This is a genomic window from Pseudomonas sp. 2822-15 (assembly GCF_002742515.1).
Lineage (GTDB): Bacteria > Pseudomonadota > Gammaproteobacteria > Pseudomonadales > Pseudomonadaceae > Aquipseudomonas > Aquipseudomonas salomonii.
Map to the genome: position 1 here is coordinate 79,819 of NZ_LJRY01000209.1, position 25,000 is coordinate 104,818.

The following is a 25,000-nucleotide window of genomic DNA, read 5'->3' on the forward strand; positions in this document are numbered from 1 at the left end:
ATATACCGCAAATAAAAAACCCCATGAGTGATCATGGGGTTTTCTCGTTCCCACGTTCTACGTGGGAATGCATCCGGTGACGCTCCGCGTCACGCAGAACGCTTACAGCGGTGCCGGCTGAATAATCTCAACCCAGTAAGCATCCGGGTCTTTGATGAACGCCAGGCTTTTCATGCGGCCATCACTCAGGCGCTTCTGGAAATCGCAGCCCAGCGCTTCAAAACGCTCGCACGCCGCGACGATATCCGGCACCGAGATGCAGATATGGCCAAAGCCGCGCGGGTCGGTATTGCCGTTGTGGTAAGCGAAGTCGGCGTCGTGTTCGGTGCCGTGGTTGTGGGTCAGTTCCAGGATGCCTGGGATCGACTTCATCCACTGCGTGCGCGCAGCGGCGTCGGCCGGGATCTGGGCCTTGTCCACCAGAGCGAGGAAATACAGGCTGAATTCGGCTTCAGGGAAGTCGCGTTTTTCAACCAGGGAAAAGCCCAGGACGCGGGTGTAGAAGTCCAGCGACCTGGTGATGTCCTTGACCCGCAGCATGGTGTGGTTGAACACGAAGTTCGAAGTGGCGGTGTCAGGTTGGGCAGTGACGCCCGGGAAAGTGTTCAGATCGTGCAGGCTCATGGGCCCTCCAGAAAAAATGGGGCAAACGCGACTCGTGACTTGAGTGGTCCCTTGGCTTGCGGCCGGCATCCGTGCCGCACCGTCATGATACGCAAGCGTGGCCGGGCGAGCCAAATGAAAAAAGTCACTCAGGCCTTGCGAGTCAAGGGTGCCAGGCTCAAACTTCGACGCTTGAACCTTGGGTGTTTGTCTTGATGATTGAATTTCGTAAACCGCTGTTGAGTGCTGTCTGTATGTTGTTGAGCAGCCCCTTTGTGTTGGCGGCCGATCCGGAAATTCATTGGCCCAGTGGCTGGCAAGTCGAGGAAGTCGTGCCCGACGACGACGCGCCGGTAAAACCTCAGGCGGTGTCCCGTCAGCGCGCCATCAAGAATGATGAAAACGGTAACACCCTGATGGTCATGGAGTTGACCGGCACACCGATTGAGGCGGGCCATAAAGTTAATCTTCAAGGCGTACTGCTGGACATGCGCAAATCCATCCAGAAGGATTTTGCCGACAGCGGTTATCAAAGCGTGTGCACAAAGATGCACACCAGCACATTGAGCCGTCTTGACGCGCTGGAAACTACTTGCGTGATTACCGAGAACGGCCGGCACATATTGTCACAAACATTGGTCGGCGCAGTTGATACCGATAAAGCCTATGTCTTTTCCTTTGCCGGCCAGGCCGAAGCCTATGAAGCCAGTAAGGACGAAGTCAATTCGGTGCGAGATAGCCTTAAACTTTGAACGGGTTATTACGCTCGTTTCTGAACAAAGTGATCGGTTAATCAAGTTCGTTTTCGAAGCAAAAAAAACCCCGCATCCGCGGGGTTTTTTGTACGCGTCTTTCGATCAGCCGCGCAACCAGGAATCTACAGTGGCAGCGCCATACTGTTCTTTCCAGGCTTTCAGGCCGCGGTGGTTGCCGCCTTTGGTTTCGATCAGTTCGCCGGTGTGCGGGTTGTGGTAAACCTTGACTACACGTGCGCGGCGCTGTTTTGGTGCGGCGGCGGCAGCGCTGGCTTTGCCAGGGTTGGGATCAAGGATCGAGATGATGTCGCGCAGGCCTTTGCCGTAGTGCTTCATCAAGCCTTGCAGCTTTTCTTCGAATTCGATTTCTTTTTTCAGGCCGGCGTCGTTCTTCAAGGATTCCAGCTGAGCCAGCTGCTCTTGAAGGGCTTTTTCTGCTGCGCGAAATTCGGCAAGTCTGGACAAAATCTGTACTCCAATAGTGTAGTTGGCTGATATCAACTGCAGATAAAGCGTGTAAGCCGAGAGCTTTAAGGTAACTCAAAGAAAGAGGCCTTTCTGCGAGTTCAGCACAGGCAGGAAAAATTGTAGTAGTTAATGCCGCACGAGTAAATCACGGCGTTCCCTGAATAAGATTATTTCATCCGGCGCACTAGATGGCTATTCAATGGCTGGTCAGCGACTTAATGAACGCTTCACAGGGTAACGGCTGACCGAACAGGTAGCCCTGCAGGAAGTCCACACCTTGGGCCGCGAGGTATTCGCATTGCTCTGCTGTTTCCACGCCCTCGGCCACAATACCCAGGTCCAGCTTGCCGCTGAGTTCTATGATGCTGTCCAGAATATGCCGTGAGAGTGCATCGGCGCCGATCATGGCGACAAAGCTTTGATCGATTTTCAAGTAGTCGACATTGAAGTTGCGCAAGTAACCCAGGCTGGAATGGCCGGTGCCGAAGTCATCAATCGCGATCATCACCCCCAGTTGATGCAGGGCGTCGAACAGCCGGGCGGTGGTGTCGGTCGGCTGAATCAGCTCACGTTCGGTCAACTCCAGTACCAGCGTCACCTGGCCGGGGGCGAACGCAGCGAGAAATTCCCGACAGTCCTGCACCAGGTCCAGGTCCTGGCAGTGACTGGCGGTGATGTTCACGCCGATGTGGAAGCCTGGGCTGAAGCGTCCGGCATGCGGGGCCAGTTGTGCGGCGGTCTGGCGTAGCAACGAGCGGGTCATCGGCACGATCAGGCCCGAATGTTCGGCCAGCGGGATAAACAGGTCAGGACGAACCAGGCCTTCCTTCGGGTGCCGCCAGCGCATCAACACTTCACAACCGGCCCATTCGCGGGTGTCGCCACGCACCACTGGCTGGAAATACGGAATGAATTCATTGGCCCCCAGTGCCCGCTGCAACTCATGGGTCGGCGCGGACGAGCGCTTTTGCAGCCAGTGGGCCAGCGCGCCCGCCAGTACCCCAAAGAACACCAACAGACTGAACAGCGCCGGGTAACGCGCCTCCATGTACCGCCACACCTCACCGACGGGCATGCCGGCATCGACACTGTACGGGTAACGCTCAGAGGCCAGGTGCTGATGGGCCACCGCAAACTGCGGCATCGCAGTGGTGTGCACCTTGCCGTCAGCGTCCAGCCAGTTGGGCCCCACTTGCAGGATCAGGTGCGCGTAGCGGCTGATCAGGCGCAAGGCGTTGGTCAGGTGGTAGCCGTCAACCGAGGCAAACGCGGCTTTATCGCCATCGACCCGGCGGTAAACCAATAACGCAGTATCGGGCGTTACCGGGTTGCCGTTCATCAACCACAGCGTGCCCGCTACGTAGTCGTCCGGGTTGACCGGTGACTGGTAGCTGTCGCCGAACAACGAGCTGCAATAGATGTTTTTTTGCCAGGACAAGGTGGTTGCCCGCACAAAAGGGCGCCGCGTCACCTGCTCGCGCAGTGCCAGTTGCGCGCCGTTGTCGCACGGCTGGCCGGCCAGCGGCAGTAATGTCTGGGCGGCGAGGGCGGTGTTGTCGAGCATTAAATCGAACTGGCGCACAGCCTCCAGCGCGGTTTGGGCGGTGCTTTGCTCAAGGGTGCGCTCGGCTTGCCAATGAAGAATCACAACCCCCAATAAAACGGGAATCAGGCCGCAGGCACTGCTGATGAGCGCGCGTGCGGTTCGGCTTCGGGGGCCTTTGGCAGTGAGGGGCATAGAGGCAGCCAATAACGGAATAAAAAGACGGGTGTGTGCCGATGATAGTTGGCATTGCGCAGTGTCGCTCACTTGTTTGGCACGCCTTGACCTAGCCGTTCGGTCAGTTGTTGCGATTGTCTCTGCTTGGCAAGATAAACATCGTTGCAAAAAGTAAGAGACTTCGAAGCACCGCCCCTTCCAGCCTCTCTCTCAGCCGTTTCAGCCCACTTCTGGCGGGACGGTCGACCCTCGTCTTTCAATTGTTGAAATTCGTTTCGTAACCCGTTAACGCGACTTGATAAGGAACTACCTGCAATGAATAACCTCCGACTGGCCGCGGCCTTCCTGGCTGCTACCGGCGTCGCCACGCTGCCTGCTTTTGCCGCAGACGGTACCATCAGCTTGACCGGTGAAATCACCGGCACCACCTGCAGTATCAGTGGCGGGGCAGGCTCGGCGCCTGGTGCCAGCCCGAACTTTGCCGTTGTACTCAACAAGGTTCAGGCCAGCGCGCTGGCGGCAAAAGGCCAGACAGCCGGCACCACCCCGTTTGTCGTGCGTGTGGGGGCGTGCCCCAAGGACACAACGGTGGCCGTGCTGTTTGAGAGCAGCAGCCCGGCGATCAACCCGGCTACCGGCAACTTGAAGAATCAAGCGCCGGCCAAACCCGCGCCTGCCAGCCTCGTCGAGGTGCAGATTGTCGACGGCACAACCCAAAAGCCAATGGACCTGCGCTTGGCGCTCAATTCGAGCAGCGCAAAAGTCCCCGAAAAAGGTGAAGCGTCGCTGCCGTTTGCGGCCCAGTACTTCGCCACCGGCGCCGCAACCCCAGGCCCGGTAAGCACGCAGGTGCTGTACTCCGTCACGTTCCCCTGATCAGGGCCCGGAGCCTGGCGGTTCGCCAGGCTCCGGATAGCGCCTTGGAGGACCGCCCCATGTTTGCTCGACTCCTGTTCGCAATTGCCTTGCTGCTCGCCATTTCGGTGTGCAGCGGATGGCCATCCATTGCCCATGCCGGCGTAGTGATCGACGGTACGCGGCACATTTACCCGCAACAGCGCCGCGAAATCACCTTGCGCCTGACCAACGACGACGAACGCGCTCCGCGTCTGGTACAGGTGTGGCTGGACCAGGGAGACCCGGCGTCAGATCCCTCTAACAGCGAGGTGCCTTTCAGCCTTTCGCCGCCGGTGTTTCGCCTGAACCCGCAGAAAAGCCAGGCCGTGCGCCTGGTCTACACCCAAGAGCCACTGCCGGCGGATCGGGAATCGTTGTTTTGGCTCAATGCACTGGAGATCCCGCCCAAGGTCAACACCGAGGCCGATGATGCCCCGGCCAACCACCTGCAGTTCGCCTTTCGTATCCGTACCAAAGTGTTTTTTCGCCCGGCCGATCTGCCCGGCAGCCCGAACGAAGCGCCCACGCAATTACGCTGGACCTTGCGCCGCAGTGCCCAGGGGGCGCTGCTGGAGGTACACAACCCATCGGCCTATCACGTGACATTCAACGAGGTGGCGTTGGCCATGGGCCCGCAAAAAGACGCGCCGCTGCTGCAGGCGCAAGAGGGCATGGTGCCGCCTGGCGGCAACCTGACCCTGAGGGTGCACAAGGCCGTGCAGACCATCCCCGCCGATGCGCAAGTGCATTTCAAATTCATCAATGACTACGGCACGTTTTCCGCGCCGCAGCGTGCTCCTCTGAAGTTCTGACTATGCCAGCCTTGTTGCCACTCACATTCTGCCAAGGCGCTGCCTGGCTGCTTTCTCATCCTAGACTGCTGTTGCTGTTCGGCTTGCTGAGCACGCTTGTGCTATCGGCCGAGGCTGCCCCGTTGTTGTTTGATCTGGAGGCTTTTACCAGCGGTGTGTCCAGCCCGGCGGATCTCTCGCGCTTCAATACCGGCAATGTGTTGACGCCTGGGGTTTATCGCGTTGACGTGATACTCAACGGGCAATCACTGGGCCGTCGCCCGATCACCTTCGTAAACGTGGACAAACAGAACGCTGCGCAACCCTGTGTGAGCGCGCAACAATTGGCCGAACTCGGGGTGGTACTGCGCAGCACCGAGGCAGCCGTCGAGGAGGCTTGTCGCGATTTCGCCGCATGGATTCCCATGGCCAGCCGCCATGTCGATGTCGAGTCCCTGACCCTGGACGTGAGTATCCCGCAGGTCTACATCAATCGCTCTGCTCGCGACTACGTTGACCCCGCCCAATGGGACGCAGGCATTGATGCCGCGCTGCTCAATTACACCTTCAGCGCCGCGGCGGTGACCTCGGGTGCGGGTGAAGATCGCGGTTACCTGGGCCTGGACGGCGGGGTCAACCTGGGTGACTGGCGGCTGCGCCACCAGGGCGGGCAAGCCTGGGCTTCACGAAGCGGCCACTTGCCTTATCAAGCCACGGCCACCTACCTGCAACGCGCCGTTGCCGCCTGGCAGTCGCAACTGACCGTGGGCGACAGTTTCAGCAGCGGCCAGATTCTCGACGGCGTGCGCGTGCGCGGCGTTACGCTGGCCACTGATAACCGGATGCTGGCGCCGTCGCAACAAGGTTATGCGCCTCAGGTGCGCGGCGTTGCCGACAGCAATGCCACGGTGACGGTGCGCCAGAACGGCTACACCCTTTACGAAACCACGGTGGCGCCTGGGCCTTTTGTGATCGATGATCTCTACCCCACGGGCTACGGAGGCGACCTCGACGTCAGTGTCACCGAGGTAGATGGGCGGCGCAGCACCTTTGTCGTGCCTTATTCGGTGGCCCCGCAGCTATTGCGTTACGGCGCCACGCACTACAGCGCAACGGTGGGACAGGTGCAGCAGCATGGCGTCAGCGATGCCAACGCCTCGGTGTTTCAAGGCACGCTGCAACATGGGCTGATCGATAGCCTCACCGTTTACGGGGGCACCACCCTTTCCCAGGGTTATAGCCAAGGCAAGGCGGGCCTGGCGCTAAGTACAGCCGTTGGCGCGTTCGCCCTGGACACCACCCACTCGCGCACACAGGTGCAGGGGCAGGCGGTAGCGCGCGGACAAAGCCTTGGCCTGGCCTATAACAAGAACCTGCCGTTTTCGGGAACGCATTTTGCGCTCGGCGCCTATCGCTTCTCGACCGCCGGCTACCTGAACCTGCCGGACGCCTTGAATGTGCGCGATCTGGGCCGTCACGGCGGGAACCTGGACAGCTATGCGCGGCAAAAAAGCCGCCTGGACCTGACGATCAGCCAGCAGTTGGGGGAGGGCACCCTGAGTGTGTATGGCAGCTCTACTGACTACTGGGCCGGGCAGCAAGGGCGCCAGACGTCGTTCACCGCCAGTTATGGGGCCAACTGGAAGTCACTGAGCTGGAACCTCTCGGCGCAGCGTTCGAGGGTCAGCGAACTGTATCGGGCGAGCGACCATGAACGCGCCGAGGACATTTTCTTCGGCCGCTCGACGCGCACCGAACGCGTGGAGAATCACTGGGTACTGAGCCTCTCCATGCCATTGGGCGAGGGCACGCGCGCACCGACCCTGAGCAGTTCACTGTCGCGGGATGCGGGTGATTCACGCGGCAGTCAGCAACAACTCGGCATCAATGGCTTGCTGGGGGAGAAGGCGCACACCCATTACGGCCTGGTCGGCAGTCGTGGCAGCGGCGATCACGGCGGTTCAAGTTTCAACGCCTATGCAGGCTATCGCAGTCACGCCGCCAACCTGCGCGGCGGGTATGGTCAGAGCCGGCGCAATGCGCAAGTGTCCGTGAGCGTCGACGGCGGCCTGATCGCCCACAGCGGTGGCGTCACCCTGGCACAAAACCTCGGTGAAGCGTCGGCGCTGGTGCATGCGCCGGGTGCCCAGGGAGCGCAGCTCGGCGGTTCCGGGGTGCTTATCAACAAGCAGGGTTATGGGGTCATGCCTGCTTTGCGGGCGTACCAGCCCAACGCAGTGGACATCGACCCGCAAGGCATGCCCATGGACGTGGAATTAAAGGAGTCGAACCGCTCCGTGGTACCCACCTTGGGCGCAATATCGCTGGTCAAGTTCGAGACCGTCAGCGGCCGGGCGGTGGTGATCAAGGCCACCCATCCGAATGGCAAGCCGTTGCCGTTCGCCGCCCAGGTATTGGATGAACAGGGCAACGAAGTGGGGGTTGTCGGCCAGGCGGGCAAGGCCTTTGTGCGCGGGGTTGCCGACCACGGCAGGTTGACCGTGCAGTGGGCGCAAGCGGCGCGCGATCGTTGTTTTATCCATTACCGGTTGCCGCCCCGAGACCCCGACCGGCGCCAGCAAAGTGCGGACCAATTGGTCAGCCGATGCACCCTCGACACCTCTACACACAAGGAAAACAGTTGATGAAGCTTCCTTGCCGCACGCGGCGGGTGATGCTTGCCGTGCTGGCCTGCGCAGTCATCATGCTCACCGCAAGCGCCCAGGCCGGCGTCGCCTGCGATCCCGGCTCGCCGACGGTACTTTCGGTGCCGCGTATCAACGTCCCGGCCAACCCGGTGGTCGGCCAGGTACTGGGTAGCCCGGATGGCTATCCCATTGAAGCCGCGCATGGACTCAGGTGCACTTACACGACCGACGTCATCATCAAATACTGGTCGTACATCAATATATCCCGCGACATTCGTTGGACCGGCCAATATTTCGGCCACTCGTCGCTCGCCATGCCGGTGTATCAGACCGGCGTGCAGGGCGTCGGTTTTGCGTTTATGGCGCAGGACCGTGACGGCGGCCCGATGCGAATCGTGACCACTGGCAACACGCTTTTGCGCGGGCCCATCCACCCCGGCCTGGCGACTTGGGGTGTACGTGGGCGGGTGTTTTTTGTGGTCACGGGCCCCATCCAGGGCGGCACGGTCACACCTCGAACATTCTCGGGCCTAAACCTGTACACCAACCCTACGTATCATGCCTTTAACTTCGGCAGCATCGAAATCGGCGAACCCAGCCGGCCCACCTGCAGTGTGTCGACCTCCACCGTGGCGATTGCCTTGGGGGCCGTGGAAAGCCGAGCCTTCAAGGGCATTCACAGCGTCGCCGGCAATGGCAGCGGGACGATCACTTTGCAATGCCCCGTCGGCAGTCCACAGCAGCACGTGCGGGTGACATTGGTCGACCAGACGCAACCGGCCAACCGCAGTGATCGGCTTTCGCTGACCGCCAGTTCTACCGCCAAGGGCGTGGCCTTGCAGGTGCTGTTTGGTGGTCGCGTGATCACTTATGGCCCCGCTGCGGGCGCTCGTACTGCCGATCAACCCCTGGGCCGCGCTGGCGCCAATGGCACCTTCGAACTGCCGTTGACGGCGCACTACATCCAGACTGCCGCGACGATTGAACCCGGCACGGCCAATGGCCTGGCGACATTTACCCTGGTCTATCGGTGACCCACTTCTGCGCAAGCGCGAGAAAAGCCAGTGTGGCAGGCGAGGCCTGGCGGCGATCCAGCACCGCCAGGCCGATGCGGCGCGGCACGGGCGGCGATAACGGCCGCTCGACATAACGGCCATCGGCGTGATCGGGCAGCGATGCCTGCGCCACGATGCTCACGCCGTCGCCACGGCTGACGGCCGCCAGCGTGCTGAGCAATTGCGCGCAACGATAACGCACGTTGGGCCGCAAACCGGCGACGCTGAACAAGCGCATCACCAGCTCCGATGAGCCGGCTTCGGTGAGGATGAACGGATCATCACACAGTGCCTGTAAAGGCACCGACGCGCTGGCAACCAGCGCATGGGTGGCCGGCAACAACGCGACCAACTGATCCTCCAACAACGCCACGGTGTCGAAGCGTTCACTGTCTGTTGGCGTGTCGGCGAGCACCACAAAACCCACGTCGACGCGCCGCTCGTCCAGCCACTGGATAACTTGCCGGTCTGACCCTTCGTCCACATGCACTTCAATGCCGGGGTAGGCCAGCCGGAAATGGCTGAGAATTGCCGGCAACAAACGCACCGACGCGGTGGGGCCGAAGGAGCCGATGCGCAAGGTACCGCGCTTCATCCCACGGGCATCGGCGGCTTCCTGCTGCAAGGTCGCGGCCAGACCCAGCATGGCACGGGCGCGCCCGAGTAATTGCGCGCCGATATCGCTCAGCTCCACCAGCGTCTGGTGGCGCCGAAACAATTCCACGCCCAGCTCCTGTTCCAGGGCCTTGACGGCATGGGACACCGCCGACTGGCTGATGCCCAGGCGGTGCGCCGCACTGGTGAAACCTCGCAGCTCGGCCACCAGAGAAAAAATTTCCAGTTGGGTCAAGGTCATGAGTAAAGGCTCATTTTACGATTACTGATCATTAGTCGAAGAATATGCCCATCCTGTCGCCTGTCGAGCAACTGCTAATGCAACCTCCGTCTGATCGCCTCACCTACCTGAAGCTGGCCGCTGTGACCATGATTTGGGGTGGCACTTTTGTCGCCGGACGTTACCTGGCCAATCAAGTCGACCCGCTGCTGGCCGCCAGCCTGCGGTTTATCCTGGCCAGCCTGGCGCTTCTGCTGTTTATGCTGTGTGCACGCATCCCGCTGGCGCGGCCACGTCCCCGGCAACTGCTGCATCTGGCGGTGCTGGGGTTTTTCGGGATCTTTTTCTACAACCTGTGTTTTTTCTACGGCCTGCAGTACATCAACGCCTCGCGCGCTTCGTTGATCGTGGCGTTGAATCCGGCGGTGATCGGCCTGGCTTCCTGGTGGTTGTTCAAAGAGCGCCTCGGCACTGCCAGGGGGCTGGGTATCACGTTGTGCCTGACCGGCGCTGCGACGGTGATCGTCAGTCGCAACCCGCAGTTGCTGCAAGGTGCATCGAGTACCTGGCAGGGCGACCTGCTGGTGTTCGGCTGTGTGCTGGGGTGGGGGATTTACTCGTTGTTTTCCCGCGCATTGAATCAAAACCTGGGGCCGTTGCAAACGGTCACCTGGTCAGTGCTGCTGGGCACCCTGATGCTGACGGTTGTCACCGCGCTCGCCGGGCGCTTCACGCTTGCAGGGCTTGGCAGCCTGCACCTGCCGCAGGTTGTGAGCCTGTTGTATTTGGGCGTGCTCGGCTCGGCGCTGGCGTACATCGGCTATTACGATGGCATCCGGCGTATCGGCGCGACCCGCGCAGGCGTGTTTATCGCGCTGAACCCGCTGACGGCGGTGATCTGCGGCGCGCTGCTGCTTGGCGAACAGCTAACGTTACCCATGGCGCTCGGCGGCGCGGTGATCCTGTTGGGCATCTATCTGTGCAACAAACCCCTTGCGCAGCCCAGCGCAATAGGGATTTGATGAGAGTGCGGACAAATACTGTTACGCTGTGTAGAATCGATTTACGCATACAAGAATATGGACTTGCGCTCACGCAAGCCTCGGCCGTCAGAGACTGATGTAATCATGAAGCTACTCGGCTCCCCCCTGATCTTTGGTGACTTCCTCGCCCGCAGCGTGCGGGGTCTCTCGTGCGCGCCACCCTGCAACCTCATCCTTGCCTGTAATTGACTACTTGCTACTTACGAGAATGATGAGGTGCCGAAATGGCCGACCAATACGAAAACCCAATGGGCCTGATGGGCTTTGAATTTATTGAATTCGCATCGCCCACTCCGGGCACCCTGGAGCCGATCTTCGAGATCATGGGCTTTACCAAAGTCGCGACCCACCGCTCCAAGAATGTGCACCTGTACCGCCAGGGCGAGATCAACCTGATCCTCAACAACCAGCCCGACAGCCTGGCCTCGTACTTCGCCGCCGAACACGGCCCTTCGGTGTGCGGCATGGCGTTCCGGGTCAAAGACTCGCAGCAGGCTTACAACCGCGCGTTGGAACTGGGCGCCCAGCCGATTCATATCGAAACCGGCCCGATGGAACTCAACCTGCCGGCCATCAAGGGCATCGGCGGTGCGCCGCTGTACCTGATCGACCGCTTCGGTGAAGGAAGCTCGATATATGACATCGACTTCGTGTACCTCGAAGGTGTCGACCGCAACCCGGTAGGGGCGGGCCTCAAGGTCATCGACCACCTGACCCACAACGTGTATCGCGGCCGCATGGCCTACTGGGCCAACTTCTACGAGAAACTGTTCAACTTCCGTGAAGCACGCTACTTCGATATCAAGGGCGAATACACCGGCCTTACGTCCAAGGCCATGAGTGCCCCGGACGGCATGATCCGCATCCCGCTGAACGAGGAATCGTCCAAGGGCGCCGGCCAGATCGAAGAGTTCCTGATGCAGTTCAACGGCGAGGGCATCCAGCACGTGGCGTTCCTCACCGAAGACCTGGTCAAGACCTGGGATGCGTTGAAGAAGATCGGCATGCGCTTCATGACCGCGCCGCCGGACACCTACTACGAAATGCTCGAAGGCCGCCTGCCAAACCACGGCGAGCCGGTGGATCAACTGCAGGCGCGCGGTATTTTGCTGGACGGCTCCTCGATCGAGGGCGACAAGCGCCTGCTGCTGCAGATCTTCTCGGAAACCCTGATGGGCCCGGTGTTCTTCGAATTCATCCAGCGCAAAGGCGACGATGGGTTTGGCGAGGGCAACTTCAAGGCGCTGTTCGAGTCGATCGAGCGTGACCAGGTACGTCGCGGTGTACTGACCACCGACTAAGCGTCAGCAACAAAAAAGCCCGGCCGAGAAGGTTTTCAGCCGGGCTTTTTAGTGCCTGCACCTTTTAAGCTTTGCGCTGACGCACCAAATGTTTGAAGCCTTCATACACCAGCACCATCACGGCCAGCCAGATCGGGATATACGTCAGCCATTGCCCGCCCTTGATGCCTTCGCCCAACAACAAGGCCACAAAGAGCAGTAAAACCGGCTCCACATAGCTGAGCAACCCGAACAGGCTAAAGGCCAATAAACGGCTGGCGATGATGTAGCTCACCAGCGCTGAAGCACTGATCAAACCCAGTATCGGGATCAAGGCATAGAGCTTGGGATGCACATCCAGCACCGCAAAACCTTGTTCGCCATGCTGCACAAACCACCAGGCCACCGGCAGCATCAGCGCCATGTCCAGCCACAAGCCGCCCAGATGATCGGTGTGCAGGTATTTACGCACCACGAAATACACCGGGTAACCGATGATCACCACCAGGGTGGCCCAGGAAAAACCACCGGCCTGGTACAGCTCATTAAGCACCCCGAGTGCGGCAAAAAATACCGCGATCTGCTGCAAGCGCGACAAGCGTTCGCCGTACACCAGGCGCCCGGTCAACACCATGGTCAGCGGCAACAGGAAATACCCCACCGACACATCCAGGCTGCGCCCGTTCAGCGGCGCCCACATAAATAGCCACAATTGCACGCCCAGCAGCGCGGACGAAAGCACCACGCCGCCGATCAATCGCGGCTTCGCCGCCAGCATTTGCAGCAACTCCCACACACGCCGCCATTCACCGCTGACAATCATGAACACAGTCATGCACGGCACGGTCAGCAGCATGCGCCAACCAAAAATCTCCAGGCCGCTCAAGGGCGTGAGCAGCGAGGTGAAGTAGTACATCACGGCAAACAACACCGAGGCCAAGACCGATAAAACAACACCTTTAGACACACTGTCCTCGCGAAAACTGTCTGATACACAAAGAAGGGGAGTTTCAGCAGGTGATTATGGTGCTTTTGGTGATGGTTGGTCGCACTGTTTAGGGGCGTTTTGCAGAAATTTACTCACGGGCAGGGCTTTGCGTGAAACAGTGGCGAGCAGGTTTACCTGCTCGCCACAAGGGCAGGGCGAACGGTTTTTATCTGCTACGAGCGCGCAATGCGGCCCGAGACAAAATGGCTCACATCATTAAACCCCGGCGTAGACGAATGCCCCGGCGTCACCAGCGAGTCAATAAACGCTTCATCTTCTGCCGTGATCTTCACGTCCAGCGCCCCGGTGTATGCGTCCCACTGCGCCTCGGTACGCGGCCCGACAATGGCCGAACTGACCGCCGCGTTATTCAGCACCCAGGCAATCGCAAACTCGACAATCCCCACGCCGCGCCCTTGGGTGTACTGCTGAATCTGCTGGGCGATGCGCAGCGACTCCACCCGCCATTCGGTTTCCAGGATGCGTTTGTCCTGGCGCGCCGCACGGCTGCCGGCTTCGGGTGTCACGTCGGGCGCGTATTTGCCACTGAGTACCCCGCGCGCCAATGGGCTGTAAGGCACGACGCCCAAGCCATAGGCAGCGGCTGCGGTGATCTGCTCGACTTCAGCCTGACGGTTGACGATGTTGTACAGCGGCTGGCTGATAACAGGTTTGTCGACACCCAGGCGTTCGGCCAGGCGAATCACTTCGGCGATACGCCAGCCCCGGTAGTTGGACAGCCCCCAGTGGCGGATTTTGCCTTGGCGGATCAGGTCGCCAATCGCCGACACGGTGACCTCCAGCGGTGTGCCGTGGTCCTCACGGTGCAGGTAGTAGATATCCAGGTAGTCGGTGTCCAGGCGTGTCAGGCTCGCTTCCAACGCATTGAACATGCGCTTGCGGCCCAAGCCACTGCGGTTGGGCAAACCGTCTGCCGGGCCGAAACCGACTTTGGACGCCACCACCCAATCCGCCCGATTGCGGGTGATCGCTTCGCCGACGATTTCCTCGGAGCGCCCGCCGGTGTAGACGTCGGCCGTGTCGATAAAATTGATGCCCTGGTCCCAGGCCTTGTCGATGATGCGCAGCGAGTCTTGTGTGTTGGTCTGCTCGCCAAACATCATGGTGCCCAGGGTCAGTGCGCTGACCTTCAACCCGGACTGGCCCAATGTGCGGTAAATCATGCAAAGCTCCTCATGGCAGGTAAACGTTACCCATGCAATACCAGACTCGGCAGCTCTGGAACAAGCCCTGCGCGTGTTTCTTCATGGATTGAGCAAGGCCTGGCAACGCTGCTGTAAAAAGCCATGCAGCACTTTCACCCGTTCCGACACTTGCAGGCGGTGTGGGCACATCAGGTTGAACGGTGTGGGCTCGCCTTGCCAGTCGGGCAGCAACGGCACCAGCCGCCCGGCCTTGATATCACCGGCAATATCGAGGTTGGCCTTATAAGCGATGCCGTGGCCTGCCAGCGCCCAGCGCCGCACGATTTCACCGTCATCGCTCAGGTAGTCGCCCGACACCTCCACCTCCTGCAGCAAGGCACCCTGGCGAAAGTACCAGGTGCTATTCGCCTGCCCACGGCGCATGTAGCGCAACGTGCTGTGCTGCGCCAGGTCAGCCGGCGTGCGCGGTGTGCCATGGCGCGCCAGGTAGTCGGGGCTGGCGCAGGGGATGCGATGGTGGCCAGGCACCACAGGCAACGCCACCAGGCTGGAATCCCTTGGCACACCAAAGCGCAGGGCGATGTCGACGGTGTCACGAAACAAATCCGCGTTGCTGTCGTTGAGCAGCAACTGCAGGCGGATAGTCGGGTGTTCGAGCTTGAACTCATCCAGCCAACCCAGCAGTACGTTACGGCCGAAGTCCGAAGGTGCCGCCAGTTGCAATAACCCACTCAAGCTCTGGCCTTGTTGCTTGATCGCCTGTTCACCTTCGGCCAGCGCTTCGAGGGCCACCCGCACGCTGTCCAGGTAGCGTCGGCCTTCTTCGGTCAGGCGCATGCTGCGCGTCGAGCGGGCGAGCAAGCGGATGCCCAGCCGGGTTTCCAGGCGCTTGAGCGCAATACTTGCCGCCGCCGGGGTGAGGTTGAGGCTGCGCGCCGCCGCCGACAGGCTGCCGGTGTCGGCGGTACGCGCGAACACTTCAAGGTCCAGGGTCGAGCTCATTTGTAAAAATCCTTTAAAGATCTTGTCGTTTTACCGGGATTTTTCGCCGATTGCCAAGCTGAGAAGATCAACGCTCACTTTCTTAGCCAGGTAACAACCCCATGACATCTTCCCTCAGCGGTAAAACCGTCATCGTGATCGGCGGCAGCAGCGGCATCGGCGCCGCCGTGGCCGAGGCCGCCACCGCCCGTGGCGCGCAGGTGGTGCTGGCCGGGCGCCGTTTGACCTCCGGTGTCGACAATGGCGTACGCAGCGAACCCGTCGACGTAACCGACAGCGCTTCGTTGCAACGGTTGTTCGAAACGGTCGGGCGCTTTGATCATCTGGTGTTTACCTCCGGCCCGTCGGTGCGGGCCAAACCGTTGATCGAGACGGACCTGGACGAGGCCCAGGACAATTTCAACGTGAAACTCTGGGGCGCCTTACGTGCGATCCAGCAGGCACTGCCATTTTTGGCTGAGCACGGCAGCATCAGCCTCACCTCGGGCCAGTTGGGCCGTAAGTTAATGGCAGGGCAGTTCATCAAGACGGGTATCAATGCTGCGACTGAAGCGTTGGGCAAGCAGTTGGCAAAAGAATTGGCACCACGGCGCGTCAACGTGATCAGCCCCGGCGTGATCGACACGCCAGCGTATGCCGGGTTGGCAGAAGAGCAACGCTTGGCGATGTTCGCTAAGGCCGGAGGGGCGTTGCCGGTGGGGCGAGTGGGGCAAGCAGAGGAGGTCGCGTCAGGGTATGTGCTGGCCATGGAAAATGGCTTTATAACCGGCGCCGTGTTGGATATCGACGGCGGCGGCCTGTTGTAAACACAGAATAGAAATGTGGGACCTGCTTGTGTGGGAGCTGGCTTGCCTGCGATGGCATCAACTCGGTGTACCTGATACACCGAGGTGTCTGCATCGCAGGCCAGCCAGCTCCCACAGAGGCCGCGCTATACCTTCAAGGTACGCGTCATGCGCAACGCCAGCACACTGCCGGCCACGATCACCGCCGCCAGCAAGTACAACGCCATGTCCGTCGACCCGGTGGCATCCTTCACAAAGCCGACGATATACGGGCTCAGGAACCCCGCCATCTGGCCCATGGAGTTGATCAACGCCAAACCGCCAGCCGCCGCACCCGCACTGAGCAGGGCAGTGGGCACCGGCCAGAACATCGGCAGGCCGGTAAGGGCGCCCATGGTGGCGATGGTCAGGCCGAGAATCGCAAGGGCCGGGGTGGTGGCGAAGTTCACCGCAATCACCAGGCCAATCGCGCCCATCAACATCGGTACCACCAAGTGCCAGCGACGTTCCTTGCGCAAATCGGCGGAGCGGCCCACCAGCAGCATGAACACGGCGGCCAGCAGGTAAGGGATCGCACTCAGCCAGCCAATCACCAGGTTATCGCTGAAGCCCAGGTTCTTGATGATCGACGGCAGCCAGAAGTTGATGGCGTACACGCCGCTCTGGATGCAGAAGTAGATCAGCCCGAACGCCCAGATCGCCGGGTTCTTGAACACTTCGCCGAGCGAATCGGTGGTGGTTTTCGGCTTGTTGGCCAAATCCGTCGCCTGATCGGCTTCCAGCACCGCACGCTCATGGGGCGTGAGCCACTTGGCGTTGGCAAAGCTGTCGCTGAGCAGGAAGTAGGCGAGGGCGCCGAGTATCACGGTGGGAATGCCTTGCAGCAGGAACATCCACTGCCAGCCCGCCAGGCCGCCCTGGCCCGCGGCGAAGTGGTTGAGGATCCAGCCGGAAAACGGGCTGCCCAGCAGGCCGGACACCGGAATTGCCGACATGAACAACGCCATGATCCGCCCACGGCGAAAGGTCGGGAACCACTGAGAGAGGTACAGCACCACGCCGGGGAAGAACCCGGCTTCTGCGGCACCGGTCAGCAGGCGCAAGCCATAGAAGTGGCTGGGGGTGGTGACGAACAGCAGGCACGTGGAAAGTGTGCCCCAGACAATCATCATCAGCGCAATCCAGCGCCGTGGGCCGAATTTGGTCAGCGCCAGGTTGCTCGGCACGCCGCACAGCACGTAGCCGATAAAGAAGATCCCGGCACCGAGGCCGTATACCGTTTCGCTGAATTTCAACGCATCGAGCATCTGCAACTTGGCAAAGCCAACGTTCACCCGGTCAAGGTAGTTGAACAAGTAGCAGATAAAAATGAAGGGGATCAGGCGCAGGGTAATGCGCTTGTAGATGGCGTTTTTATCGTCATCGGTGGCCAGTGTGGCAGCGGCGCTCTGTGACATGGCAGTCTCTCTTTATTATGATTTTTCGCGATGCGAGGGTAACGTTGATCGCCCAAAGAGTCTCGGCCACCTTGCTGGGTGCTGTCTTTGTGCCCGCGCACAGTCAAGCGGGCTTTGCGCTGTGCTTCTGTACAACCCCGCCTTTAAAGGAACTTAGCCCCATGTTCGAGCTGGATCATGACCTGGCGCAGGATATCGTCAATCGCACCATGGCGATCCTGCCCTATAACGTCAATGTCATGGACAGTCAGGGCCTGATTCTCGGCAGTGGCGAACCGGAGCGAATCAACACCCAGCATGAAGGCGCGCAATTGGTGTTGGCCAACGGCAGGGTCGTGGAAATCGATGGCCAGACCGCCAAACACCTGAAAGGTGTGCAGCCCGGCATCAATTTGCCGTTGATGCACGACCAGCGCCTGATCGGCGTGCTGGGCATCACCGGCGAGCCTGAGGTGTTGCGCACCTACGCGCAACTGGTGCGCATGACTGCCGAAATGCTGGTCAGCCATCGCCATCAACAAGCCGAGCAGCAGTGGCGGCGCCAACGCTGTGATGATCTGCTGGCCTTGCTGCTGGCCGACAGCGGTGACTCACCGCGCCTGGTCGATGAAGCCCGGCAGTTGGGGCTCAAACCCCAGCTGGCCCGCACGCCCTACCTGTTCGAACTGGGTGCAGGCCAATCAGCGGAGGCCTTGAGTGCCTGGTTGAGCAGCCGATTCCCGGACAGTTGGTGCGTCAGTTCTGCACAGTTTTCCTTGCTGTGGTGCAGGCCTGCGGCGACACCAGTGGATAACCCAAAACTGCTGGAAAAACTTCAGGGCCTGGGCTGGAAGGTCTTGCGCGTGGCGGTTGGCGGGCAGGCCGATGGCTTGGCCGGGTTGCGCCGCTGTTACCGCCGCGTCACAGACTTGCTGGCCTATGGTCGCGATATCCTGCCGCAAACGCAGCTGTTGACCCTCAATCGCTACCGCCTGCCGGTGATGCTCTGGCGCCACCGCAACGACGACGCCCTGGACGAATTGCTCAACCCCTTGCGCAAAGTCCTGGCCAAGGACGCCAACGGCCAGTTATTGGCTACTTTGCGCAGTTGGTGTGAACACGACGGCCAAAGCCAGGCTTGTGCCGATGCCCTGGGCATTCACCGCAACAGCCTGCGTTACCGCATGGAACGCATTGCCGAACTCAGCGGCGTCGACCCGCTGACCCTCGACGGCATGCTCGCGCTGTACCTCGGCGTACAGCTATTGCCCCAGGCTTTGTCGGAATGAACAACAAACCTCACCGGCACTTGTGCATCGGACCGGCGTCATTGCCGATGGCAACTGGCAGCATGGGCGTTATAAAAATCGGAGAAAGCCCATGAAAATCATCATCGCCCCCGACTCATTCAAGGACAGCCTGAGTGCCGAAGGCGTTGCCCAGGCGATTGCCGATGGGCTCGTTCAGGTATGGCCGGATGCACAGTTAATCCAGTGCCCAATGGCCGACGGCGGTGAGGGCACGGTGGATGCGGTACTCGCCGCCTGCAACGGCGAACTGCGTCGCGAAACGGTGCGCGGGCCCCTGGGGGAGGCAGTCGAAGCACGCTGGGGCTGGCTTGCAGCCAGCCACACCGCAATGATCGAAATGGCCGAAGCCAGCGGCTTGCAACGCGTACCGCCTGGCCAGCGTGATGCGTGCATCAGCAGCACATTCGGCACCGGCGAGCTGATCCGCGCAGCCCTGGATGCCGGTGCGCAACGCATCATCCTGGCGATCGGCGGCAGCGCCACCAACGACGGTGGGGCAGGCGCGATGCAGGCGCTCGGCGTGCAGTTGTTCAACGCCCAGGATCAGGCCCTTGCACCGGGCGGCCTGGCCTTGGCCGGGCTGACGCGTATCAGCCTGGAGCACCTGGACCCACGTTTGGCCCAGGTGCGGTTTGAAATCGCCGCCGACGTGAATAACCCGCTGTGCGGGCCGCACGGCGCGTCGGCCATTTTTGGCCCGCAAAAAGGCGCTGACCCACAGCAAGTCGAACAACTTGACGCGGCGCTCGGGCACTTTGCCGATCACTGTGCCCAGGTTCTGCCCAAAGACGTACGCGATGAGCCGGGCAGCGGTGCGGCCGGCGGTCTGGGGTTTGCCGCCAAGGCCTTTCTCGGGGCGCAGTTCCGTGCGGGCGTGGAGGTGGTCGCCGAGTTGGTGGGCCTGGACGCGGCCGTGTGTGGCGCGGACCTGGTGATCACTGGCGAGGGCCGCTTTGATGCCCAAACCCTGCGTGGCAAAACACCTTTTGGCGTGGCACGGATTGCTCAGCGTCATGGCGTGCCGGTCATCGTGATCGCCGGCACCTTGGGCGAAGGCTATGAGCACATGTACGCCCATGGTGTGGACGCCGCGTTCGCCTTGCCGTGCGGCCCCATGAGCCTGGAGCAGGCGTGCAGCGAGGCGCCGCGTTTGCTGCGTGAGCGCACGGTGGACATTGCGCGGGTATGGCGCACGGCGCTCGGCCAGCGTGGTTGACATGTGGGAGCTGGCTTCCACAACCGTCAGCCCCTAGCCAGCATGCCGCCTCGGCCCCTACACTGGCCGGCCACTTGTCTTTCAAAGGATGAAACACAATGCACGCACCTGAACCCCATATCGTGATCCAGCGCTTTACCGAAGCCCACCTGGAAGGCGTCGCTGCGCTCTATAACGACCCGGCCGTGTGCCGTCAGGTGCTGCAAATGCCTTATCAGTCGGTGGAGTCCTGGCGCAACAAGCTGGCTCTCGATAATGAGCGGCGGCTACAGCTGGTGGCGGTGCATGGCGGCGAGGTGATTGGCCAGCTTGGCCTGGAACAGACCCTGCGCGTGCGGCGCAGCCACGTCGGCTCATTCGGCATGGGCGTGGCGACGGCCTGGCAGGGCAAAGGCGTGGGTTCGCGGCTTTTGAGCGCCGCACTGGAGGTGGCCGACAACTGGATGAACCTGCACCGTGTGGAACTCAGGGTGTATGCCGACAACCAAGCCGCGCAAGGCCTGTACAAAAAGTTTGGCTTCGAGGTTGAAGGCCTGCTGCGCGATTACGCCCTGCGTGACGGCCGGTTTGTCGACACCGTGAGCATGGCGCGCCTGCGCCAGTCGGCTTAATCCTGCAGTGCAAACGCCACCGCAGCCTGCGCATGCAGCTCGGTGGTGTCCAGCAGCGGCAGGTGGCTGTGCTGCGGCTTGATCAGCAGGCCGATTTCCGTACAGCCCAGGATGATCGCCTGGGCACCTCGCGCCGCCAGTGATTCGATCACACGTTGGTAGACCCGGCGTGAAGCCTCGCTGATCACCCCGACACATAATTCCTCATAGATGATGCGGTGTACGGCCTGGCGCTCGTGTGTTTCCGGTACCAGCACGGTCAAGCCCTGCGCGGCCAGGCGGGATTTGAGAAAGTCCTGTTCCATGGTGAACGCAGTGCCGAGCAAACCCACGGTCAACGTACCGGCGTCGACCGCCGCCGTACCTGCGGCGTCGGCAATATGCAGGAATGGAATCGACACCGCCGCTTCGATACGCGGCGCCACCAAATGCATGGTGTTGGTACACAGCACCACACAGTCCGCGCCGCCGGCCTGCAGGCGGCGCGCGGCGTCTTCAAGGATCAGTGCGGTGTCGTCCCAACGCCCGGCATGCTGAGCCTGCTCCACCGGGCCGAAGTCAACGCTGTACATCAACAGTTGCGCCGAGCGCAGCGGCCCGAGTTGGTCACGCACGCGCTGGTTGATGATGCGGTAATACTCGGCGCTGGACTCCCAGCTCATGCCGCCGATAAGGCCGATAGTGCGCATGCGATACTCCGGACAAGGAATGTTGCTTCACCTTACCCATCGGCCACGCATTAGTCATACGCAGTTGCCGGCCAAATCACCGGTGCAGTTTCGCGGGCGGTAATCATACGGCCGGCCGCCGCATCTGCCATGATCATGCCTCGCAACCTGGCTCACCCAAGGAAATTGGCAATGGACGATATACAGCAACTGGGCGAGATGCTTCGTCATTACGCCGACAGCGAAGCGCATAAAAAACAGCAATTTGATCTGCAATCGGCGCGCTGGGCACAAAAGCTGGGTGAGCTGTTCGGGCACATTGAGCAGTGGCTGGAGCCGGTCAAGAGCGTCGGTTTGCTTGAAGTCCAACGTGAAGCTTATGTCGCCAGCGGCCCTGGCCTGCCGGCCGAGAGTTCGACCTTCAAGACCGAGAAGCTCACCGTGCATATCACTGGCAAGGCCGTGGAATTTGTGCCGGAAGTGATGGGGGCAGGCGGCTCGATAGCCGTGTCGGTAATGGGCCTGACAGCCGCGCGACACGGCAGTGTGTCACTGGTGCTGCCGGCGGACAAAAACGATTGGCTGTGGAAGAAAACCAACGGTTTGAAAGACCCGGACACCTTTGCCTTCGATGCCAACTTCCTGGCTGCGCAGCTGCAGAGCCTGATCCCGCGCGATCGCGGCTTTGACGCAGGTTGCAACGCTGTCAAACAGCTCGCTTGAAATAACAGCGATTTTCCCAGAGTTGGCTATACCTACAGCTCAGTGTCTCGACGATGACTGCCAGGGAGTTCAATGATGAAATCAAGGCTAATGATCAGCACGCTGTGCGTTGCAATCGCAATGGTCGGCTGTGCCGGCAAGGTAACGCAACCGGACGAGTATTCAGGCTTTCTCTCGGACTACAGCCACCTCAAAGAGGCGAAGTCGCCTTCAGGGGCCGAGGTGATGCGCTGGGTTGACCCCGACCTGAACCTGAGTAACTACACGGCAGTGTTCATTGAACCGACGCAGTTCTACCCCAAACCCCAAGCCACCGCGAAAATTCCCGACAGCACCCTCAACGGCATCAACACCTATTACAACCAGGCGCTCAAGCGTGAGCTGGCCAAGTCGCTGGCGCTGGCCAGCGCGCCGGGCCCAGGTGTGATCGTGGTGCGCGCGGCCATTACCGCCGTCAGCAGCAAGACTGAAAGCCTCAAGCCCTACGAGTACGTGCCCGTGGCGCTGGTGGCAGCTGCAGTGAGCACCGGCACCGGCATTCGTGACCAGGAAACCACCCTGGGCACCGAGGCGCAGTTCCTCGACGGTGGCAGCGGCAAAGTGATTGCCCAAGTGGTGCGCAAAGGCACCGGCAAGCCGTTGTCCAACGACTCGCAGGTGATGAAGGCCGATGACGTGAAAAGCGTGATCGACGGCTGGGCGTCGGACTTGCATCAGTCCTTTGTGAAGCTCAAAAAGCCCTGACTACTGGCTGTGGCAAGGGCGCAAGCTCCCTCGCCACAGCTTTTAGTCGTGCACGTGATGCTCCCTTGTCGGCCTGATATTTTGAGGCGCGTGCCGCAGCATCACTTAAGCGGTGTCAGTGGCGGCAGCTTCCATTGACCATTGCCCACCTCAGGCTTGGGCAGGTAAATCCGCAGTACGGCGTAAAACGGACCGGGTGGGGCCGGCAACCAGTTGCTCTGTTCGGCTTTTGGCGGCTCGTGGTGCTGCAGGGCCAGGGTCAGGCCGCCGTCGGCGTCCCGCTTGAGGTTGGGCAGCATCGCTGAGTTGATCAGGTAGCGCTTCTTGAGGTTGGGCGCCAACAGCTTGGTCTTGGCGTCGTACATGGTCAGCGACCAGAACGCATCGGCCGGTGGCAGTTGGTCCTTGGCAAAATGTACGGTGTAGCTGTGACGTGCGCCGTTGGCCGGTTTGCCTTCGCTGTCGACGAAGTAGGTCATGTAGATGGCTTCGTCGGTGGAGTTGCCGAAAATCCCCAGGTTGGCGCCGGCGTAGCGGTACAGGTAGTTGTTTTTCAGGCGGTCACGGCTGCCGAACAGGTCGCTGCTGGTGACTTGGTGGGTATCGACCTTGTCTTTCTTGAACGCAGCAAACTCGGCGCGGCCATCGGCGATCCCGTCTTCCAGGGCTTTACGCTGTTCAGTGGTCAGGTCCTTGACCTTGAAGGGCGCGCCGGGGGCGATACCAATCTTGGCAAAGCGCGCCATCAGGTCTTTTTCACTGTCCTGGGGCGCGGCAAAGGCCAGCATGAAGTTCAGGTAGCGAAACAGCTGCGGGCCTTCGGTCATGGTTGCCATGGGTTTGGGCCATTCGATCTTCGCCACTTTGGCCGGCGCAGGCTGCTTCACGTAGGCACTCAGCGGCTGCACTTTGTAGCCATTCTGGATCTGCTTGACCTTGTTCAGGTCCTTTTCATCAAACAGCTGCGTGCGGTACAGCGCATAGGCGATGTTGCTTTCGCTGTAGATCACGCGGTCGACGTCGACAGGCTGCTGACCTTTCCAGTCGGGCCCGGCGATCATGTAGTGGCCACCATTGTTGCCGGTGCTGCGAGTGCCCAGGTAGGCGATATTCTGCGTGTAGAGGTCGATCAACTGCACCGAGTAGTAACGGTTGTCGTCGATTTTGGGCAGGGTCAGTACCAGCGGCTCTTTGCGCAGGTCCATCCATACGAAAGAGTAGGGCGTGTCCGCGTTCGGGGTGACGAAGGCAGTGTCCCTGGGCGTGAACACCTGGGCGGTATTGCCGATATGGTTGAACGGCGCCTTGTAGTTGGCACCGCCTTTGTCGACGGCCTGGGTGTAGAGCGTCTTGTACATCTCCACTACCGGGTAGCCGTACAGGTAGGCTTCCTTGGCAATGGCCCGGGCTTCAGTCGGTGTCGCCGTGAAGTCGGCCCAGGCGCCGGTGCTCATGAGTATCGAGAGGCTCGCCAACAGCAGGCGCGTCGGTTTTCCAATCATGTTGTTGCGTCCTTCCTGAGTGCTTTATAGAGGGCGTGGGATCAAAGCGCCGAGTTTCCTGTTTTATTGGCCGAACGTCACGTTAATCCCTGCAAACAACGTGAACCGAGCTAATCCATCGCCTTTGCGTGCCACCGTCCATTGCGGCTCGACAAAGGCATTGACGATAGTGCTGCCGGCTTTCCAGGCCTTGCCTGCGCCCACGCCGATGGAAAGGTAGCAGGCATTCAGACTTGCCGGCTGACCAAACGCATCAGTTTGTGGGTGTGGGGATGTTCACGGTTTAGCGCGGGACGAAAACGCCGCAGGTTTCGGGCTCAAGCAGCGGGCAACATCGATTTGACCTTGTCACGCAGTTGGTCAATGGAGAACGGCTTGGCGATCACTTGCATGCCTGCGGGCACATCGATGTTATCGGCATAACCGCTGGCGAACAGAATCGGCAGGGCGGGGCGAAGCTCGCGCACGTTAGTGGCCAGTTGCTTGCCGTCCATGTCCGGCAGGCCCACATCGGTCATCATCAGGTCGATGGGCTGGTCGGTGTTTTTAACAATCTTGAGGGCCTCTTCGGCGTCGGCAGCTTCAACCACCGAGAACTCCAACTCTTCAAGTACATCGACGATCAGCATGCGCACGATGGCGTCGTCTTCGACTACAAGGATGGTGGAGGGGGCAGCGCACATAAGGGGAATTCCTGAAAAATGGAAAGGCAGGTGTCTGGCGGTGAAAGGCCGTTCTCTACTGAGTCACGGCC

At 60.6% G+C, this 25,000-nt stretch carries 24 protein-coding genes; 13 read left to right on the forward strand and 11 right to left on the reverse strand.

Annotated elements, in window-relative coordinates; genetic code table 11:
• Positions 1-102 precede the first annotated feature (102 nt).
• Positions 103-624, reverse strand: coding sequence for a lactoylglutathione lyase (gene gloA, locus AOA59_RS22600; protein ID WP_099489129.1), 522 nt, complete (start codon positions 622-624; stop codon positions 103-105).
• 194 nt (positions 625-818) lie between these two features.
• Between gloA and AOA59_RS22605 the strand changes: the two genes are divergently transcribed.
• Positions 819-1,355 (forward strand): DUF4946 domain-containing protein, encoded by a 537-nt coding sequence (locus AOA59_RS22605; RefSeq protein WP_099489424.1) that lies wholly within the window; start codon positions 819-821, stop codon positions 1,353-1,355.
• A gap of 105 nt (positions 1,356-1,460) precedes the next feature.
• On the opposite strand, the gene AOA59_RS22610 is transcribed toward AOA59_RS22605, so the two are convergent.
• Entirely contained in the window at positions 1,461-1,823 is a 363-nt protein-coding gene (locus AOA59_RS22610) for a histone-like nucleoid-structuring protein, MvaT/MvaU family (protein ID WP_065929983.1), read from the reverse strand.
• Between the two features lie 199 nt (positions 1,824-2,022).
• Positions 2,023-3,564: an EAL domain-containing protein gene (locus AOA59_RS22615; protein ID WP_099489130.1), complete on the reverse strand. Its 1,542-nt coding sequence runs from the start codon at positions 3,562-3,564 to the stop codon at positions 2,023-2,025.
• Positions 3,565-3,861: 297 nt separating this feature from the next.
• On the opposite strand from AOA59_RS22615, the gene AOA59_RS22620 reads away from it, so the two are divergent.
• Genes AOA59_RS22620 through AOA59_RS22635 form a run of 4 tightly spaced genes read left to right on the forward strand, consistent with a single transcriptional unit; the run spans position 3,862 to position 8,916 of the window.
• Entirely contained in the window at positions 3,862-4,422 is a 561-nt protein-coding gene (locus AOA59_RS22620; RefSeq protein WP_099489131.1) for a fimbrial protein, read from the forward strand.
• A gap of 59 nt (positions 4,423-4,481) precedes the next feature.
• Positions 4,482-5,255 carry a molecular chaperone gene (locus AOA59_RS22625; RefSeq protein WP_099489132.1) on the forward strand — a complete coding sequence of 258 codons (774 nt, stop codon included), beginning with the start codon at positions 4,482-4,484 and terminating at the stop codon, positions 5,253-5,255.
• A 2-nt stretch (positions 5,256-5,257) separates the two neighbouring features.
• Positions 5,258-7,879: a fimbria/pilus outer membrane usher protein gene (locus tag AOA59_RS22630; protein WP_099489133.1), complete on the forward strand. Its 2,622-nt coding sequence runs from the start codon at positions 5,258-5,260 to the stop codon at positions 7,877-7,879.
• Positions 7,879-8,916, forward strand: a complete 1,038-nt coding sequence (locus AOA59_RS22635) for a fimbrial protein (protein ID WP_158235260.1) — start codon at positions 7,879-7,881, stop codon at positions 8,914-8,916. Before AOA59_RS22630 ends, AOA59_RS22635 begins: the two co-directional genes overlap by 1 nt.
• Here AOA59_RS22635 and AOA59_RS22640 read toward each other — a convergent pair.
• Complete coding sequence (locus AOA59_RS22640; RefSeq protein ID WP_099489135.1) at positions 8,897-9,793, reverse strand: LysR family transcriptional regulator; 897 nt, start codon at positions 9,791-9,793, stop codon at positions 8,897-8,899. The genes AOA59_RS22635 and AOA59_RS22640 overlap by 20 nt on opposite strands.
• A gap of 77 nt (positions 9,794-9,870) precedes the next feature.
• On the opposite strand from AOA59_RS22640, the gene AOA59_RS22645 reads away from it, so the two are divergent.
• Positions 9,871-10,794 carry a DMT family transporter gene (locus AOA59_RS22645; RefSeq protein ID WP_099489425.1) on the forward strand — a complete coding sequence of 308 codons (924 nt, stop codon included), beginning with the start codon at positions 9,871-9,873 and terminating at the stop codon, positions 10,792-10,794.
• A gap of 245 nt (positions 10,795-11,039) precedes the next feature.
• A complete protein-coding gene (gene hppD / locus AOA59_RS22650) occupies positions 11,040-12,116 on the forward strand; it encodes a 4-hydroxyphenylpyruvate dioxygenase (RefSeq protein ID WP_099489136.1) in 1,077 nt (358 codons plus the stop codon).
• 64 nt (positions 12,117-12,180) lie between these two features.
• On the opposite strand, the gene rarD is transcribed toward hppD, so the two are convergent.
• From rarD to AOA59_RS22665, 3 genes are all read right to left on the reverse strand, one after another.
• The gene (gene rarD / locus AOA59_RS22655; RefSeq protein WP_065929990.1) at positions 12,181-13,062 is read right to left on the reverse strand and encodes an EamA family transporter RarD; all 882 of its coding nucleotides are present in this window, start codon (positions 13,060-13,062) and stop codon (positions 12,181-12,183) included.
• A 194-nt stretch (positions 13,063-13,256) separates the two neighbouring features.
• On the reverse strand, positions 13,257-14,267 hold the full coding sequence (locus tag AOA59_RS22660; RefSeq protein WP_069787486.1) for an aldo/keto reductase: 1,011 nt from the start codon (positions 14,265-14,267) through the stop codon (positions 13,257-13,259).
• An 81-nt stretch (positions 14,268-14,348) separates the two neighbouring features.
• A complete protein-coding gene (locus tag AOA59_RS22665) occupies positions 14,349-15,251 on the reverse strand; it encodes a LysR family transcriptional regulator (RefSeq protein WP_099489137.1) in 903 nt (300 codons plus the stop codon).
• A 101-nt stretch (positions 15,252-15,352) separates the two neighbouring features.
• Here AOA59_RS22665 and AOA59_RS22670 point away from each other — a divergent pair, with 101 nt between their 5' ends.
• Positions 15,353-16,057 (forward strand): SDR family oxidoreductase, encoded by a 705-nt coding sequence (locus tag AOA59_RS22670; RefSeq protein WP_099489138.1) that lies wholly within the window; start codon positions 15,353-15,355, stop codon positions 16,055-16,057.
• Between the two features lie 125 nt (positions 16,058-16,182).
• Here AOA59_RS22670 and AOA59_RS22680 read toward each other — a convergent pair whose 3' ends face one another.
• The gene (locus tag AOA59_RS22680) at positions 16,183-17,493 is read right to left on the reverse strand and encodes an MFS transporter (protein WP_065929993.1); all 1,311 of its coding nucleotides are present in this window, start codon (positions 17,491-17,493) and stop codon (positions 16,183-16,185) included.
• Between the two features lie 161 nt (positions 17,494-17,654).
• Between AOA59_RS22680 and AOA59_RS22685 the strand changes: the two genes are divergently transcribed.
• The 3 genes from AOA59_RS22685 (at position 17,655) to AOA59_RS22695 (ending at position 20,609) form a co-directional block, all read left to right on the forward strand.
• The gene (locus tag AOA59_RS22685; RefSeq protein WP_099489139.1) at positions 17,655-18,761 is read left to right on the forward strand and encodes a sugar diacid recognition domain-containing protein; all 1,107 of its coding nucleotides are present in this window, start codon (positions 17,655-17,657) and stop codon (positions 18,759-18,761) included.
• Positions 18,762-18,852: 91 nt separating this feature from the next.
• The gene (locus AOA59_RS22690; RefSeq protein WP_099489140.1) at positions 18,853-19,998 is read left to right on the forward strand and encodes a glycerate kinase; all 1,146 of its coding nucleotides are present in this window, start codon (positions 18,853-18,855) and stop codon (positions 19,996-19,998) included.
• Between the two features lie 98 nt (positions 19,999-20,096).
• Complete coding sequence (locus tag AOA59_RS22695; RefSeq protein ID WP_065929996.1) at positions 20,097-20,609, forward strand: GNAT family N-acetyltransferase; 513 nt, start codon at positions 20,097-20,099, stop codon at positions 20,607-20,609.
• On the opposite strand, the gene AOA59_RS22700 is transcribed toward AOA59_RS22695, so the two are convergent.
• Entirely contained in the window at positions 20,606-21,298 is a 693-nt protein-coding gene (locus AOA59_RS22700; protein WP_065929997.1) for an aspartate/glutamate racemase family protein, read from the reverse strand. The two genes, AOA59_RS22695 and AOA59_RS22700, sit on opposite strands and share 4 nt — an antisense overlap.
• Positions 21,299-21,469: 171 nt before the next feature.
• On the opposite strand from AOA59_RS22700, the gene AOA59_RS22705 reads away from it, so the two are divergent.
• Entirely contained in the window at positions 21,470-22,000 is a 531-nt protein-coding gene (locus AOA59_RS22705; RefSeq protein WP_065929998.1) for a hypothetical protein, read from the forward strand.
• Positions 22,001-22,075: 75 nt separating this feature from the next.
• Positions 22,076-22,744 (forward strand): DUF3313 domain-containing protein, encoded by a 669-nt coding sequence (locus AOA59_RS22710; protein WP_099489141.1) that lies wholly within the window; start codon positions 22,076-22,078, stop codon positions 22,742-22,744.
• A gap of 101 nt (positions 22,745-22,845) precedes the next feature.
• Here the strand turns inward: AOA59_RS22710 and AOA59_RS22715 are convergent, their stop codons facing one another.
• Together AOA59_RS22715 and AOA59_RS22720 are read right to left on the reverse strand one after the other, a co-directional pair.
• Complete coding sequence (locus AOA59_RS22715; RefSeq protein WP_065930000.1) at positions 22,846-24,246, reverse strand: DUF1254 domain-containing protein; 1,401 nt, start codon at positions 24,244-24,246, stop codon at positions 22,846-22,848.
• Between the two features lie 317 nt (positions 24,247-24,563).
• Positions 24,564-24,929, reverse strand: a complete 366-nt coding sequence (locus tag AOA59_RS22720) for a response regulator (RefSeq protein WP_065930001.1) — start codon at positions 24,927-24,929, stop codon at positions 24,564-24,566.
• Between the last annotated feature and the right edge of the window lie 71 nt (positions 24,930-25,000).

Excerpts from the sequence above, each read along its gene's own strand:
- gloA (WP_099489129.1), bottom strand. The coding sequence starts at position 624 with ATGAGCCTGCACGATCTGAACACTTTCCCGGGCGTCACTGCCCAACCT.
- AOA59_RS22605 (WP_099489424.1), top strand. The coding sequence starts at position 819 with ATGATTGAATTTCGTAAACCGCTGTTGAGTGCTGTCTGTATGTTGTTG.
- AOA59_RS22615 (WP_099489130.1), bottom strand. The coding sequence starts at position 3,564 with ATGCCCCTCACTGCCAAAGGCCCCCGAAGCCGAACCGCACGCGCGCTC.
- AOA59_RS22620 (WP_099489131.1), top strand. The coding sequence starts at position 3,862 with ATGAATAACCTCCGACTGGCCGCGGCCTTCCTGGCTGCTACCGGCGTC.
- AOA59_RS22625 (WP_099489132.1), top strand. The coding sequence starts at position 4,482 with ATGTTTGCTCGACTCCTGTTCGCAATTGCCTTGCTGCTCGCCATTTCG.
- AOA59_RS22630 (WP_099489133.1), top strand. The coding sequence starts at position 5,258 with ATGCCAGCCTTGTTGCCACTCACATTCTGCCAAGGCGCTGCCTGGCTG.
- AOA59_RS22635 (WP_158235260.1), top strand. The coding sequence starts at position 7,879 with ATGAAGCTTCCTTGCCGCACGCGGCGGGTGATGCTTGCCGTGCTGGCC.
- AOA59_RS22640 (WP_099489135.1), bottom strand. The coding sequence starts at position 9,793 with ATGACCTTGACCCAACTGGAAATTTTTTCTCTGGTGGCCGAGCTGCGA.
- AOA59_RS22645 (WP_099489425.1), top strand. The coding sequence starts at position 9,871 with ATGCAACCTCCGTCTGATCGCCTCACCTACCTGAAGCTGGCCGCTGTG.
- hppD (WP_099489136.1), top strand. The coding sequence starts at position 11,040 with ATGGCCGACCAATACGAAAACCCAATGGGCCTGATGGGCTTTGAATTT.
- AOA59_RS22660 (WP_069787486.1), bottom strand. The coding sequence starts at position 14,267 with ATGATTTACCGCACATTGGGCCAGTCCGGGTTGAAGGTCAGCGCACTG.
- AOA59_RS22665 (WP_099489137.1), bottom strand. The coding sequence starts at position 15,251 with ATGAGCTCGACCCTGGACCTTGAAGTGTTCGCGCGTACCGCCGACACC.
- AOA59_RS22670 (WP_099489138.1), top strand. The coding sequence starts at position 15,353 with ATGACATCTTCCCTCAGCGGTAAAACCGTCATCGTGATCGGCGGCAGC.
- AOA59_RS22680 (WP_065929993.1), bottom strand. The coding sequence starts at position 17,493 with ATGTCACAGAGCGCCGCTGCCACACTGGCCACCGATGACGATAAAAAC.
- AOA59_RS22685 (WP_099489139.1), top strand. The coding sequence starts at position 17,655 with ATGTTCGAGCTGGATCATGACCTGGCGCAGGATATCGTCAATCGCACC.
- AOA59_RS22690 (WP_099489140.1), top strand. The coding sequence starts at position 18,853 with ATGAAAATCATCATCGCCCCCGACTCATTCAAGGACAGCCTGAGTGCC.
- AOA59_RS22695 (WP_065929996.1), top strand. The coding sequence starts at position 20,097 with ATGCACGCACCTGAACCCCATATCGTGATCCAGCGCTTTACCGAAGCC.
- AOA59_RS22700 (WP_065929997.1), bottom strand. The coding sequence starts at position 21,298 with ATGCGCACTATCGGCCTTATCGGCGGCATGAGCTGGGAGTCCAGCGCC.
- AOA59_RS22705 (WP_065929998.1), top strand. The coding sequence starts at position 21,470 with ATGGACGATATACAGCAACTGGGCGAGATGCTTCGTCATTACGCCGAC.
- AOA59_RS22710 (WP_099489141.1), top strand. The coding sequence starts at position 22,076 with ATGAAATCAAGGCTAATGATCAGCACGCTGTGCGTTGCAATCGCAATG.
- AOA59_RS22715 (WP_065930000.1), bottom strand. The coding sequence starts at position 24,246 with ATGATTGGAAAACCGACGCGCCTGCTGTTGGCGAGCCTCTCGATACTC.
- AOA59_RS22720 (WP_065930001.1), bottom strand. The coding sequence starts at position 24,929 with ATGTGCGCTGCCCCCTCCACCATCCTTGTAGTCGAAGACGACGCCATC.